Source organism: Ruegeria sp. CDSA221 (assembly GCF_059611825.1).
This window is the reverse complement of the sequence record NZ_JBXWPK010000006.1, coordinates 139,374-152,370: the sequence shown is the minus strand read 5'-3', so window position 1 is coordinate 152,370 and position 12,997 is coordinate 139,374. Positions and strand designations below refer to the sequence as shown.

The 12,997-nt window shown below is 56.4% G+C and carries 12 protein-coding genes; 9 read left to right on the top strand and 3 right to left on the bottom strand.

Annotation, left to right across the window (positions count from 1 at the left end):
- Positions 1–12: 12 nt before the first annotated feature.
- The 3 genes from AC2FJ5_RS11675 (at position 13) to AC2FJ5_RS11665 (ending at position 4,716) form a co-directional block, all read left to right on the top strand.
- Entirely contained in the window at positions 13–1,059 is a 1,047-nt protein-coding gene (locus AC2FJ5_RS11675) for an ABC transporter permease (RefSeq protein ID WP_496687738.1), read from the top strand.
- Between the two features lie 13 nt (positions 1,060–1,072).
- Positions 1,073–2,536, top strand: coding sequence for an ABC transporter permease (locus tag AC2FJ5_RS11670; protein ID WP_142634239.1), 1,464 nt, complete (start codon positions 1,073–1,075; stop codon positions 2,534–2,536).
- Positions 2,537–2,628: 92 nt separating this feature from the next.
- The gene (locus AC2FJ5_RS11665) at positions 2,629–4,716 is read left to right on the top strand and encodes a dipeptide ABC transporter ATP-binding protein (RefSeq protein WP_496793446.1); all 2,088 of its coding nucleotides are present in this window, start codon (positions 2,629–2,631) and stop codon (positions 4,714–4,716) included.
- Positions 4,717–4,857: 141 nt separating this feature from the next.
- Here the strand turns inward: AC2FJ5_RS11665 and AC2FJ5_RS11660 are convergent, their stop codons facing one another.
- Positions 4,858–5,436 (bottom strand): lytic transglycosylase domain-containing protein, encoded by a 579-nt coding sequence (locus tag AC2FJ5_RS11660; protein ID WP_271946701.1) that lies wholly within the window; start codon positions 5,434–5,436, stop codon positions 4,858–4,860.
- A 207-nt stretch (positions 5,437–5,643) separates the two neighbouring features.
- Between AC2FJ5_RS11660 and ssb the strand changes: the two genes are divergently transcribed.
- The gene (gene ssb / locus AC2FJ5_RS11655; RefSeq protein ID WP_142634245.1) at positions 5,644–6,141 is read left to right on the top strand and encodes a single-stranded DNA-binding protein; all 498 of its coding nucleotides are present in this window, start codon (positions 5,644–5,646) and stop codon (positions 6,139–6,141) included.
- Positions 6,142–6,159: 18 nt separating this feature from the next.
- The gene (locus tag AC2FJ5_RS11650; RefSeq protein WP_496695193.1) at positions 6,160–7,230 is read left to right on the top strand and encodes a site-2 protease family protein; all 1,071 of its coding nucleotides are present in this window, start codon (positions 6,160–6,162) and stop codon (positions 7,228–7,230) included.
- 15 nt (positions 7,231–7,245) lie between these two features.
- Here the strand turns inward: AC2FJ5_RS11650 and aroB are convergent, their stop codons facing one another.
- Complete coding sequence (gene aroB, locus AC2FJ5_RS11645; RefSeq protein ID WP_496793445.1) at positions 7,246–8,337, bottom strand: 3-dehydroquinate synthase; 1,092 nt, start codon at positions 8,335–8,337, stop codon at positions 7,246–7,248.
- Complete coding sequence (locus AC2FJ5_RS11640; protein WP_496793444.1) at positions 8,338–8,925, bottom strand: shikimate kinase; 588 nt, start codon at positions 8,923–8,925, stop codon at positions 8,338–8,340.
- Between the two features lie 79 nt (positions 8,926–9,004).
- Between AC2FJ5_RS11640 and AC2FJ5_RS11635 the strand changes: the two genes are divergently transcribed.
- From AC2FJ5_RS11635 to AC2FJ5_RS11620, 4 genes are all read left to right on the top strand, one after another.
- The gene (locus AC2FJ5_RS11635; protein ID WP_185956616.1) at positions 9,005–9,154 is read left to right on the top strand and encodes a hypothetical protein; all 150 of its coding nucleotides are present in this window, start codon (positions 9,005–9,007) and stop codon (positions 9,152–9,154) included.
- Positions 9,144–10,667 (top strand): hypothetical protein, encoded by a 1,524-nt coding sequence (locus tag AC2FJ5_RS11630; RefSeq protein ID WP_496785274.1) that lies wholly within the window; start codon positions 9,144–9,146, stop codon positions 10,665–10,667. Before AC2FJ5_RS11635 ends, AC2FJ5_RS11630 begins: the two co-directional genes overlap by 11 nt.
- Before the next feature lie 2 nt (positions 10,668–10,669).
- A complete protein-coding gene (locus tag AC2FJ5_RS11625; protein WP_496793442.1) occupies positions 10,670–11,623 on the top strand; it encodes a site-specific tyrosine recombinase XerD in 954 nt (317 codons plus the stop codon).
- A 63-nt stretch (positions 11,624–11,686) separates the two neighbouring features.
- On the top strand, positions 11,687–12,994 hold the full coding sequence (locus AC2FJ5_RS11620; RefSeq protein WP_142634257.1) for an HlyC/CorC family transporter: 1,308 nt from the start codon (positions 11,687–11,689) through the stop codon (positions 12,992–12,994).
- Positions 12,995–12,997: the final 3 nt, after the last annotated feature.

Here is a 12,997-nt window from a genome sequence, read left to right as displayed (position 1 = left end):
ACAGGGGCTAATATGGGACTATTCATTCTAAAGCGTGTCGGCATCATGCTCATCACAGCTTTGTGCCTGACATTCTTGGTCTTCTTCCTCACCAACCTGTATCCAAACCTCGAAAAGCTTGCGAAAACGCAGGGCAATTTTCGTATGTCCGACGAACAGGTTGAAAGCTATCTTCGGAAAAACGGGTATCTGCAGCCGACGCCGATCAAATACGGCGAGTGGTTGGGCGTGCTGCCATCCTATCGGCACACCAACGAAGACGGCAGCGTACAAGGAAGATGTATCCTGCCCGGCGAAACTGCAGAAAGCTCGCCAAGTTTCTGCGGCATCCTGCAGGGATACTGGGGGTACTCCTCTGTTTTCAAAGAGGAAGTTTCGAAAGTTGTTGGCACCCGGTTGGCCCTGACCGGTCGGCTGATGCTTTGGGTTATGTTGCTGATGGTCCCTTCGGCGCTGATCCTTGGGGTGCTTGCGGGTATGAAAGAAGGATCGGCCACCGACCGGACCCTTTCAACATTCGCCATCACGACGACAGCGACCCCGGAATATGTGTCGGGCGTGATCTTTATCGCAATCTTCACTTCGTCCGCCGTTGGCCTGAAATGGTTCAAAGGCACCGCGACACAGGCGATGGAGAACCCAACCTTTGAAAACTTCTTCCTACCGGTACTGACTATTGCTCTCTACGGGATGGGCTATATCGCTCGTATGACCCGCGCCTCGATGACCGAGGTGATGACGGCGCAGTATATCCGTACCGCGCGTCTTAAGGGCGTTTCCTTCCCGAATATTGTCATGAAGCACGCGCTGCGAAACGCACTGATCGCACCGTTCACAGTCATCATGCTGCAGTTTCCCTGGCTGCTGAACGGCGTGGTGATCGTCGAGACCCTGTTTAACTATAAAGGTTTCGGCTGGGCGCTGGTTCAAGCAGCAGGCAATAACGACATCCAGCTTCTGCTGGCGATTTCGGTAGTGTCGGTCTTTGTGGTGCTAGTAACGCAGCTGATCTCGGATATCGGCTATGTCTACCTCAACCCACGCATCCGAATTTCGTAAGGAGGGACAGAACATGGAACCACTTACCTGGACCGGCTCTATCGCCATTCTGAACCCCTTGCTGATGATCGCACTGGTTGCACTAGGGGTATCAATCATCGTCTGGATCTTGGGCAGCATCGTGTTGCCCGAAACGCCGGTCGTCGTGAATATCGACGGCACAATCAATGCAGATACCGGCCTGCGCGGCCTGACGCAGATCGCGCTAAGATACAGCTTTTTCGCCTGCGTTGCGCTGTGTCTGGCATATGTGGTGCTTGGCATTTTGATGGGGACAAGCGCCGGGATTATCGGAGCGATCTCTCGGCAGTTTTTACCTGTCTGGATGTCGCTGATCATCCTGTTTGCAATGTCGATCGCCTTCAAGCGCAAGCTGGGCCTGTACGGTAAACTGTTTGACAGCCCCATCGGCATGATCGGTTTTGGCCTTGTGATGTTCTGGGTATTTACCGGCATTTTTGGTGCGCTGGACCTGATCGTCACGCATGATCCGCTGGCGCAAGTTTCAGGTATGAAGAACAAGTTGCCCGGAACTCCAATGCCCAGCACCGAGGACGGAACATATTCCTGGTATCTGCTGGGTGGGGACAATCTGGCCCGCGATGTGTTCAGCCGGATGGTCAAAGGGGCATGGATCGTGGTGCAGATCGCACCGATGGCAACCATATTTGCCTTCATGGTCGGGATTACTCTGGGCCTGCCTGCGGGGTTTTATGGCGGACGTCTGGACACGTTCCTGTCCTTCCTGGCAAACCTGATCCTGGCCTTCCCAGTAATCCTGCTGTTCTATCTGCTGGTCACGCCCGAGATCGTGGCAACCGGTGTGCCGAACTATATGGCAGCCGTGTTGTTCGTCTTTCCGATCCTGTTTCTTTGCGTCCTGCTGAATTCGCGGTTCTATACGCGGCCCAATTTCCGCACACCTCTGCTGATCGGAGTGTTGGGCATCGCGATGTGGCTCTATCTGTCTCTGATTTCAACAGACGGCTACATCATCGAAACCAACAGCTACAACATCTGGGGACTGCCCACCTATCTGGACCTGTTCAATATCCCCGGCGGCATTCTGGTCGTGTTCGTTTCGGTGGTTTTCGTAAACTCACCCACGGTATTCCGTATCGTGCGTGGCCTGGCGTTGGACATCAAAACCCGCGATTATGTTGCCGCAGCGCAAACCCGTGGTGAAGGTCCATGGTACATCATGCTTTGGGAAATCCTGCCCAATGCGCGCGGGCCGCTGATCGTCGATTTCTGTCTGCGCATTGGCTATACGACCATCCTTTTGGGAACCTTGGGATTCTTTGGCCTCGGGCTACCACCCGAAAGTCCCGATTGGGGGTCGACGATCAATGAAGGGCGCAAGCTCTTGTCGATCTATCTGCACCCTGCCCTGCCACCTGCGCTGGCGCTGTTGACACTGGTTCTTGGGTTGAACCTGTTGGCTGATGGCCTGCGCGAAGAAAGTCTGAAGGACTGATGTATGAGCGGCCGGGGGCCCTGCCCCCGGACCCCCGAGGTATTTTTGGCCAGATGAAGGGGATCCCCGGGATCTGGTGAGGAGCAACACAGATGACCAAACTTGCGTCCTATGAGGGCCCGATATTGGAGATCGACAAGCTGTCGATTTCGTTTTTCACGCGGTTGCGCGAGATCCCTGCAGTGATGGATTTTTCGGTCAGCGTGCAGCCTGGTGAAGCTGTGGGGCTGGTTGGGGAATCGGGGTGCGGAAAATCCACCGTTGCGTTGGGCGTGATGCAGGATCTGGGCAAGAACGGGCGTGTTGTTGGCGGATCCATCAAGTTCAAGGGTCGTGACCTATCCGAGATCACGGCCGAAGAACTGCGCGATATTCGCGGCAATGAAATAGCCATGATCTATCAGGAACCTATGGCCAGCCTGAACCCCGCGATGAAGATCGGTCGGCAGCTGATGGAAGTACCGATGATCCACGAGGGCGTCAGCAAGGACGAGGCCTATGCCCGTGCGCTGGAAGTGGTCACCGATGTACGCCTGCCCGACCCTGAACGGATGCTGAATTCTTTCCCCCACCAGCTGTCGGGAGGCCAGCAACAGCGCATCGTGATCGCGATGGCGCTGATGTCAAAGCCATCGTTGCTGATCCTGGACGAGCCCACCACCGCGCTTGACGTGACCGTCGAGGCCGCGGTGGTCGAGCTGGTCAAGGATTTGGGCAAGAAATACGGCACCTCTATGCTGTTCATCAGCCACAATCTGGGGCTAGTGCTGGAAACCTGCGACCGGCTGTGCGTGATGTATTCCGGCGAAGCGGTCGAGCGCGGCTCGATCAAGGATGTGTTCGACGAAATGCAGCACCCCTATACGCAGGCGCTCTTCCGGTCGATTCCACTGCCTGGTGCGGACAAGAACGCGCGCCCGCTGGTGGCCATTCCGGGCAATTTCCCCCTGCCCCATGAGCGCCCTCCGGGCTGCAACTTTGGCCCACGCTGCGACTATTTCGAGGAAGGTCGCTGTGACGCGCAGAACATTCTGATGGAGGCCGTGCCAGGCAATGACCGGCATCATACCCGCTGTCTGAAATTTCAGGAGATCGACTGGAACGCGCCCATCACCCTGGCCGAGCAAAAGGAAAAAGGTGAGATTGGCCGCGTTGTTCTGAAGATGGAAAATCTCAAGAAATACTATGAGGTTGCGGCAAATGCACTGTTTGGCGGCGGCGAAGCGAAAGTAGTCAAAGCAAACGAAACGCTGAGCTTTGAGGCGCATGAATCCGAGACACTCGCCATTGTGGGCGAATCCGGCTGCGGCAAATCCACCTTTGCCAAAGTTCTTATGGGGTTGGAGACGGCAACGGACGGGCAAATCCTGCTGGACAACCGCAATATCGAGGACGTGCCCATCGAAGAGCGCGACGCCAAGACGGTGGGCGAGGTTCAGATGGTGTTCCAGAATCCGTTCGACACGTTGAATCCTTCGATGACCGTGGGCCGTCAGATCATCCGCGCTCTGGAAATCTTTGGCGTCGGTAAGTCCGAGGCCGAGCGCAAGAAGCGGATGCTCGAACTGTTGGACTTGGTGAAACTGCCTCGTGCCTTTGCCGAGCGGATGCCGCGACAGCTTTCGGGTGGTCAGAAACAGCGTGTCGGCATCGCCCGCGCCTTTGCCGGGGATGCGCGGATCGTGGTGGCGGATGAGCCGGTCTCGGCGCTGGATGTATCGGTGCAGGCGGCGGTAACCGACCTGCTGATGGAGATCCAACGCGAGCACAAAACCACACTGCTGTTCATCAGCCACGACCTGTCGATCGTGCGCTATCTCAGCGACCGGGTGATGGTGATGTATCTGGGCCATGTGGTCGAGCTGGGCACCACTGATCAGGTGTTTGCGCCGCCCTATCACCCCTATACAGAAGCCCTGCTGAGCGCGGTCCCCATCGCCGATACATCGGTCGAGAAGCAGCACATCGTCTTGGAAGGCGACATCCCATCAGCGATGAACCCGCCTCCTGGCTGTCCGTTTCAGACCCGCTGTCGCTGGAAATCCGAAGTCCCCAACGGTCTTTGCGAAAGAGATGTCCCACCCGTGAAAACCCTGGCAGACGGTCATCAGGTCAAATGCCATCTGGCAGACGACATCCTGGCACGTATGGAACCCGTCATAAAAATCGCCGCTGAGTAATGGGATTGGGTACGCAACAAGGGCGTCGGTAAGGTGGTTCCGGCGCCCTAATTAAGCGACACGACCTCGAGCAGCCTGTCACTGAACGCGCTGATTTGGCCAAGCCGCATCACCTGTTGATCCGGCAATTCATCGGGCGGCCTAACCGCCCCAAATCACCTTCACGTAATTCTGGGTTTCCTTGTAGGGTGGTACGCCACCGTGTTTTTCAACAGCCTGAGGTCCGGCATTATAGGCGGCCAGCGCAAGCCGCCAGGATTTGAACTTGCGGTATTGCCAGGACAGATACCGGGCCCCACCTTCAAGATTCTGTTTCGGGTCGCGCGGGTTCACGCCCAATAATTGCGCGGTCCCGGGCATCAACTGGGCCAGACCCAACGCGCCTTTATGTGACACGGCATGCGGATTCCATCCACTTTCCTGCTGAACAAGGCGCAGGAACAGCTCTTCGGGAACATCGTGTTTACGAGCCGCTTGCCGCGCCATCGTCAGGTACTCACCCCGATAGTTGCCGGAATATCGCTTACTGAATTGTGGTTGAGGCGTCTTAGGCTTCAACCGATCTGAATCGCGGTACTGGGTGGCCGCACGGCCGTCCAAATATTTGGATTGCTTCAGAAAGATGTCCTTACGGCTTTTGGTAGACAGCGTATCCGCCGCAGCGAGTCCACAGGTTAACGCAAAGCATAGAACCGATAAAAAACCAAATCTGAAACGCATTAATGCCTGTCCCGCACTGTCACGAACCCGAGTGAGTATATGTATTTCAGCCAATAATGAAAGCATGGTAAATTTTCTCTGTGCAAACTCCCGACCAGTTCATTTCTCATGATCCATGTTCCAACCATGGTTCAGGGCGTATAGGGTCTCAGAAATACACAGCGCCAGATTCGGGCGCACTCAAGTCAGTTAAGAACGGGGAAATACATGGCGGGTTCTGTCAACAAGGTCATTCTGGTAGGAAATCTGGGGCGCGATCCCGAGGTACGGTCGTTCCAGAACGGTGGCAAGGTCTGCAATCTGCGCATCGCCACTTCCGAGACCTGGAAAGACCGCAACACCGGCGAACGCCGCGAGCGGACAGAATGGCACTCGGTCGCGATTTTTTCAGAACCATTGGCCCGCATTGCCGAGCAATATCTGCGCAAGGGCAGCAAAGTTTATATCGAAGGTCAGCTGGAAACCCGCAAGTGGCAGGATCAGTCCGGTCAGGACCGCTATAGCACTGAGGTGGTTTTGCGCCCCTATCGCGGCGAGCTGACTTTGCTGGATGCGCGTGGAGAAGGCGGCGGCGGTGGCGGTGGTCAATCCGGCGGTTACGGTGGCGGCCAGGCAGGTGGTGGCTATGGTGACCCCTATGGCGGACAATCCAGCGCCCCGGCACCCGCATCTGGTGGAATAGACGACGACGAGATTCCGTTCTAGGCACACCGGAGACACATCATGACATGGTCCTTCTCGCTCGGCCGACTATTGGGGTCGGAACTGAAGGTCCATGTCACTTTTTTCCTCTTGTTGGCATGGGTTGGATTCGCTGCCTATTCTACCGGAGGGATGCAGGCCGCGATCGGGAACCTGATTTTCGTGCTTGCCCTTTTTGCATGTGTGGTCGCGCATGAGTTTGGTCATGCGCTGATGGCGCGGCGCTATGGCATAAAAACTCCGGACATTACTTTATTGCCGATCGGCGGTCTTGCCCGATTGGAACGGATGCCAGAGAACCCCATGCAAGAGGTATCGGTGGCTTTGGCCGGTCCTGCGGTAAACGTCATCATCTGGATCATCCTCGTCTTTTTGGGCGCAGGAATGCCATTTGAAACACTCGCCAATATTGATTCACCCGAGACCGGGCTTTTGAACCGCCTCGCCTATGTGAACCTTCTTCTGGCCGCCTTTAATCTCATCCCCGCATTCCCGATGGATGGTGGACGCGTTTTTCGCGCACTGCTCTGCCTGAGGATGGATCGGGTCAAAGCCACGCGCATTGCCGCATTTGCCGGTCAGATAGTGGCGGTAGGATTGGGGTTTCTGGGGCTAAGCACAGGCAATCCGTTGTTGGTTCTGATCGCGGTTTTTGTATTCGTTGCCGCCAATGCAGAAAGCCAGGACGTCGCAATGCGATCAGTGGCGCGTCAGGTTCTGGCCCGCGACGCCATGATCACCGAGTTTCACGCCCTATCGCCAACCGACACGCTTGCGACCGCCGCTCAAGCAGTTATTCACACCACTCAGCATGAATTTCCATTGTTGGATGCAACAGGGAAACTGCAGGGCTTTGTCACGCGCGACCGGCTGTTTGCTGCCCTCGCCAAAGATATTCCCCGGTCAGAATTGGCCAGTTCAATCATGGTTGAGGATATCCCGACAGTGACCCTGAGCAGCGGGTTGGAAGCGGTTCTGAAACAGTTCCACGGGGGTGCCCCCGCAGTTGCCGTCTGCACGCGGTCAGATCAAATGGTCGGCTATATTACCCGTGAAAATATTGGCGAGTTAATGATCATTCGCGGGCGTTGATCAACCCAGCGCGTCCTAGAGGACACTCAAAACCGCATCCCGCGGAACATCCGACGTGACAAATGCCTGCCCGATGCCTCGGGCCAGAATGAAACGCAGCTGGCCATCGATAACCTTCTTGTCCTGCGCCATCAGCTCGACCAGCGCTTCGGCGTCGGGCAAATCCCCGTGGATATCGGAAATGTCGGTTTTCATGCCCATCGCACGCAGATGTGCCCGAACCCGGCTTGGGTCCTCTTGCGAACATAAACCAAGTCGCGCCGACAGTTCGAATGCCAGTGCGCATCCAATCGCAACGCCTTCTCCATGCAGCAAACGATCAGAATACCCGGTCGCAGCCTCAAGCGCATGACAGAACGTATGCCCGAGATTCAGCAGGGCGCGATCCCCCTGTTCGGTCTCATCACGAGCGACGATGTCGGCTTTCATCTGAACGGATCGGGTGACGGCCCGAACCCGCGCGGCCATATCCCCGCCCGAGACATCGGGGCCATTGCTCTCGAGCCATTCAAAGAATGCCGCATCCCCCAACAGCCCGTATTTTACGACCTCACCATAGCCGGACAGGAAATCCCGGTCGGTCATTGTGTCCAGAACCGAAGTATCCGCCAGCACCAGCGAGGGCTGATGGAACGCGCCGATCAGGTTCTTGCCCTGCGGTGCGTTGATCCCGGTTTTGCCGCCGACCGAACTGTCGACCTGCGCAAGCAGCGAAGTTGGTATCTGAACAAACCGTACGCCCCGGCGCAAAACGGCCGCGGCAAATCCGGCGAGATCACCTATAACCCCACCTCCGAGCGCAACCACCACGTCACGCCGCTCGATTTTCTCGGCTAACAACCATTCGACCGCACGCTCAAAATGCGGCCAGCTTTTGGTCGCTTCGCCCGCGGGCAGCGCCAATGCGGACATTTCGATCCCTGCGCTGGCCAACCCATCCCGCAACGCGTCAAGATGCAGGCTCGCCACGTTTTCATCGGTCAGAACCGCTACTTTGGGTCGCGGTAGCAAAGGCGCTATGCGCTGACCGGCCTGCGTCAGCAGATCGGGGCCGATCTCAACATCATAGGACCGATCCCCAAGCTCAACATGTACGGTTTGGTGCATCTATTTCCGTTCCAAAACATCAGGTCGCGTCATCAGAGCTTTGACGACACGCTCTACCATATCTTCAATCGAGACATCCCCGTCGGAGGAAACCGCCAGATCGGCGCGTTCATAGATCGGAACACGCTGTTCGTACAATGCACGGAGGGTCGCAAACGGGTTTTCGGTGCGCAAAAGCGGGCGCGTATCCTTGTGGCGAACGCGGTTCCACAACACACCCAAATCGGCGCGCAACCAAACGGACACCCCGCGTTGAGTGATCATGTCGCGGTTTTGTTCAATCATAAAGGCACCGCCGCCAGTAGAAAGGATACCTTTTTCCTCGACCAAAAGCCGCCCGATGACCTGGCTTTCCTTGCTGCGAAAAAAGGCTTCGCCATCACGCTCGAATATCTCGGGGATGGTCATGTTGGCCGCTGATTCGATTTCGGCATCGCTATCGAGGAAAGGAACCCTCAACCGAGCGGCCAATGCGCGGCCTACGGCGGTCTTTCCGGCCCCCATCATACCTACAAGCACCACTGTTTTGTGCAGTGTATAGTCCGAAACGGCAGATGCCGCATGGGTGTTATGCTTAATTTCGCTCATTTCATCGTGAATGACGTGATCTTAGGAAAAATGCCAGTTATAACTTGGTCAAAAGAGAAAATTGAGGCAGCGTTTGACCATGGGCCGTCTGATCAAGTTCCTGATATATCTGATTTGCCTGTGTTTCATCGGGCTGGTGGGATATGTCTACCTGGGTGAGTTTTTTGGTGCAGATTTCTCTGCGCCGCAAAGCGAGGTCAGGGAGCCGGTAATACTGAATGTCGAATAAAGTGGCGGTGGTTGCACTGTTTCTTGCAGGAACAGCGCAGGCGCAGCAGGAACCCCTTTCTGTTATTGAATGGCTGGCCAATCCTCCGGAAAACCTTCCGGGGACGGTTTTGCTTGAGCCACCCGTGGCGCAGCCCGGCGGTCAGCCCGATGTTCTTGTGACCCCGCTTCAGGCATTGTCACAACCCCTGGGCCTGGTTGCTTCGACTGTCACAGGATTGCCTGTCGACATGTGGCAGAACAGCGATCCCCAACGCTTGTCCGAACTGATCGAAAGCGTCCCGGTCAAGTACAACCCTGCAATGCAGCGTTTGCTGTTCACGTTGCTTTTAACCGAAGCTCGGGCACCGACGTCCAGTAAAGGGGAAGAGATTTTGCTTTTGGCGCGGCTCGACCGCCTCATGCATCTTGGCGCTGCAGACCCCACGCAATCATTGGTACAGCTGGCAGGTCCGACGAACAGTCTTGACCGATTTCAACGCTGGTTCGACGCCACCCTTCTGACCGGGGATGAAGATCGCAGTTGCACGGCGCTGATTGCTCAACCGCACTTGTCACGGGACTATGCCGCTCAGATTTTCTGCAAGGCCCGGCGTGGGGATTGGGACTCGGCCGCTCTCACGCTTGAGGCAGCCCATGCCCTACAGGTTCTGGCACCACAAGAGCTGGAGGTTCTGGACAGGTTTCTAAGCCCCGAATTGTACGAAGACGCCGAGTATCTGCCGCAACCGGACGACCCCTCGCCCCTGATGTTCCGCTTGTTCGAAGCTATTGGCGAACGTTTGCCCTCGGCTGCTTTGCCCCGCGTCTTCGCAAATGCGGATCTGCGGGATGTTGCGGGCTGGAAGGCTCAGGTCGAAGCCGCAGAACGGTTGACCCGCGTTGGAGCGCTAACGCCAAATCAACTGCTGGGGCTCTATACAGAACGGTCTCCGGCGGCGTCTGGAGCCGTATGGGACCGGGTATCGTCGATACAGCGGTTCGAAAAAGCACTGGATTCTGGCAATTCCGCAAAGATCGCCAAAGCTCTGCCGGTGGTTTGGAACCAGATGCGCAATGTCGGCCTGGAAGTGCCATTCGCTGAACTTTTCGCCGGGCGCCTCTCTCAGGTCAAACTACAGAAACCCGCGGCCGAGGATCTGCGGTGGCGCATTCTGTTGCTGTCAGATCTATATGAAACAGCGGCGTTGTCGGCTCCGGACAATTCTGAAGAAAGTCAGTTTCTGGCTGCGCTGGCTCAGGGTGATCCGGGGCGCGCGCCCTCCCCTTCGCCGCTGGCGGATGCCATCGCAGAGGGGTTTGCATGGGCGGCGCCGGTGCCAACCGATATTGGCAACATGCTGGACGAAGGCCGCCTCGGTGAGGCGCTTCTGGAGACGATGGTCCTGTTTGCCCATGGATCGCGGGGAAATCTGGTCGACCTGACAGCAGCCATGGCAACCCTGCGCCGGGTCGGTCTAGAAGATACCGCGCGCCGCGCCGCGCTGAACCTGCTGATCCTGCAGGGCAAGTGATCATGACGTCTCCGGGCTCTGACGAAATCTGGATTTCGACCTTTCTGGAAGCACAGGCCGCCGAGTTAGGCGCTGCCCAAAATACGCTTGTTGCCTATGGCCGCGATCTCAAGGATTTTGCGGCCTGGCTGCGGCGCCGGAAAATTGGGTTTGCCGAGGCCGACGCCAAGCAGGTTGAGGATTACCTGATCAGTTGCGACGCACAGGGATTGGCTCAATCCACCCGCGCCCGCCGTTTGTCTGCCATAAAACAGATTTATCGGTTCGCATTCGAGGAAGGCTGGCGTTCGACAAACCCCGCGATCAAGATCAAAGGCCCAGGACGGCCAAAGCGGCTGCCGAAAACTCTGGATGTATCCGAGGTGGACCGGTTATTGGTTGCTGCGCGCGAAAGCGGGCGAAACAACATCGAAAAGCTGCGCAATACCTGCCTGATGGAAATCCTGTATGCCACCGGGATGCGTGTCACTGAACTGGTATCGTTGCCGGTGTCATCGGCGCGCGGCGATCCGAGGATGCTCTTGGTATTGGGAAAAGGCGGCAAAGAGCGGATGGTTCCACTGTCCCCTCCGGCTCGACAGGCGCTTTCGGCATGGTTGGCGGCTCGGGATGAGACTGAGGAAAAGCGTGTTACAAAGGGTGGGCAGAGTTCCCGATTTCTTTTTCCCTCACGTGGCAAGGCCGGGCATCTGACTCGGCATATGTTCTATCATCTGATCAAGGAACTGGCGGTTCACGGTGGGGTCTCGCTCGAAAAGGTTACACCGCACACCTTGCGTCACGCTTTTGCGACACATCTTCTTGCCAACGGTGCCGATTTGCGATCGATCCAAACATTGCTTGGTCACGCGGATGTGGCGACCACAGAAATCTATACTCATGTCCTGGAAGAACGGCTGGCTGAACTGGTGTTGCAGCATCACCCATTAGCTAAAGATCCAGTTGAAAAGGGCTAACTCCTTGATCCAGTCAAGCCGCGCCCCCATAACAGACGCAGAAACACAAGCAGCTAAGGACCGATGGAACCCTCAACTTCTCTGATCGACGGCACATTCTGGCTTACGTCCGGTGCCATATTGCTATTGCTCTTCTTATCGGGGTTTTTCTCGGGTTCTGAAACGGCTCTGACGGCCTCGTCACGCGGCAAGCTGCGGGCGCAGGCGGACAAAGGGTCGCGCGGGGCGCAGAAGGCGCTGGACATCACCGACGACAACGAACGGCTGATCGGATCGGTTTTGCTGGGCAACAATCTGGTCAACATTCTTGCGGCCTCGTTGGCCACAGCGATGTTCACGCGCCTCTTTGGCGAAAGCGGCGTAGCGTTGGCAACCCTGGTCATGACCTTGCTGGTTCTGATTTTTGCTGAAGTTTTGCCCAAGACTTATGCCATAACCAATTCGGAAAAAGCGGCATCCGCCGTTGCTCCGATCATCAGCGTGGTTGTCACCCTATTCTCACCGGTCGTTTCGGCCGTACGCCTATTGGTACGGGGAGTTTTACGCCTCTTCGGTGTACAGATCGACCCGGATAGCAACATTCTGGCCGTGCGCGACGAAATCGTTGGGGCCCTGCATTTGGGCCATTCCGAAGGCGTGGTCGAGAAGGAAGACCGTGACCGCATTCTGGGCGCTTTGGATCTGGGTGAACGTGCGGTTGAAGAGATCATGCTCCATCGTTCGAATATCGAGATGGTTGATGCGGATGACGCTCCCGAGGCGATCCTGAAACAATGCCTTGAAAGCCCCCATACACGCCTGCCTGTCTTTAGGGACGAACCAGAAAACATCGTTGGGGTTGTTCACGCCAAAGACCTGTTCCGCGCTATGTATGCTCATGCAGGAAGCAGCGAACGTGAAAACAACCGACTGAAAGAGTTCGATGTCTCAAAGGTAGCGAACGCCCCTTATTTTGTGCCTGAAACGACCACTCTGGACGATCAGATGCGGGAATTCCTGCGGATGCATAGCCATTTTGCGCTGGTGGTCGACGAATATGGTTCACTCAGGGGTCTAATCACGCTTGAAGATATCCTCGAAGAAATCGTCGGCGAGATTGCTGATGAGTTTGATATTGATGAGGACGTCCCGGTAACGCGAACCGAAGACGGCCAGTACCTTGTTGAAGGCGCCATGACGATCCGCGATGTAAACCGCGCGATGGAATGGTCTTTGCCCGACGAAGAGGCCAATACCGTGGCCGGTCTGGTCATCCACGAAGCGCAGATGATTCCGATTACAGGTCAGGTATTCTCGTTCCACGGGTTCAGGTTCGAAGTCGTCGCGCGCGAAGGCAACAGGATCACAGAGCTGAAGATCCGTCCCCTCTGATCC

Coding starts and splice junctions, on each gene's coding strand:
- AC2FJ5_RS11675 (WP_496687738.1), top strand. CDS start 13: ATGGGACTATTCATTCTAAAGCGTGTCGGCATCATGCTCATCACAGCT.
- AC2FJ5_RS11670 (WP_142634239.1), top strand. CDS start 1,073: ATGGAACCACTTACCTGGACCGGCTCTATCGCCATTCTGAACCCCTTG.
- AC2FJ5_RS11665 (WP_496793446.1), top strand. CDS start 2,629: ATGACCAAACTTGCGTCCTATGAGGGCCCGATATTGGAGATCGACAAG.
- AC2FJ5_RS11660 (WP_271946701.1), bottom strand. CDS start 5,436: ATGCGTTTCAGATTTGGTTTTTTATCGGTTCTATGCTTTGCGTTAACC.
- ssb (WP_142634245.1), top strand. CDS start 5,644: ATGGCGGGTTCTGTCAACAAGGTCATTCTGGTAGGAAATCTGGGGCGC.
- AC2FJ5_RS11650 (WP_496695193.1), top strand. CDS start 6,160: ATGACATGGTCCTTCTCGCTCGGCCGACTATTGGGGTCGGAACTGAAG.
- aroB (WP_496793445.1), bottom strand. CDS start 8,337: ATGCACCAAACCGTACATGTTGAGCTTGGGGATCGGTCCTATGATGTT.
- AC2FJ5_RS11640 (WP_496793444.1), bottom strand. CDS start 8,925: ATGAGCGAAATTAAGCATAACACCCATGCGGCATCTGCCGTTTCGGAC.
- AC2FJ5_RS11635 (WP_185956616.1), top strand. CDS start 9,005: ATGGGCCGTCTGATCAAGTTCCTGATATATCTGATTTGCCTGTGTTTC.
- AC2FJ5_RS11630 (WP_496785274.1), top strand. CDS start 9,144: ATGTCGAATAAAGTGGCGGTGGTTGCACTGTTTCTTGCAGGAACAGCG.
- AC2FJ5_RS11625 (WP_496793442.1), top strand. CDS start 10,670: ATGACGTCTCCGGGCTCTGACGAAATCTGGATTTCGACCTTTCTGGAA.
- AC2FJ5_RS11620 (WP_142634257.1), top strand. CDS start 11,687: ATGGAACCCTCAACTTCTCTGATCGACGGCACATTCTGGCTTACGTCC.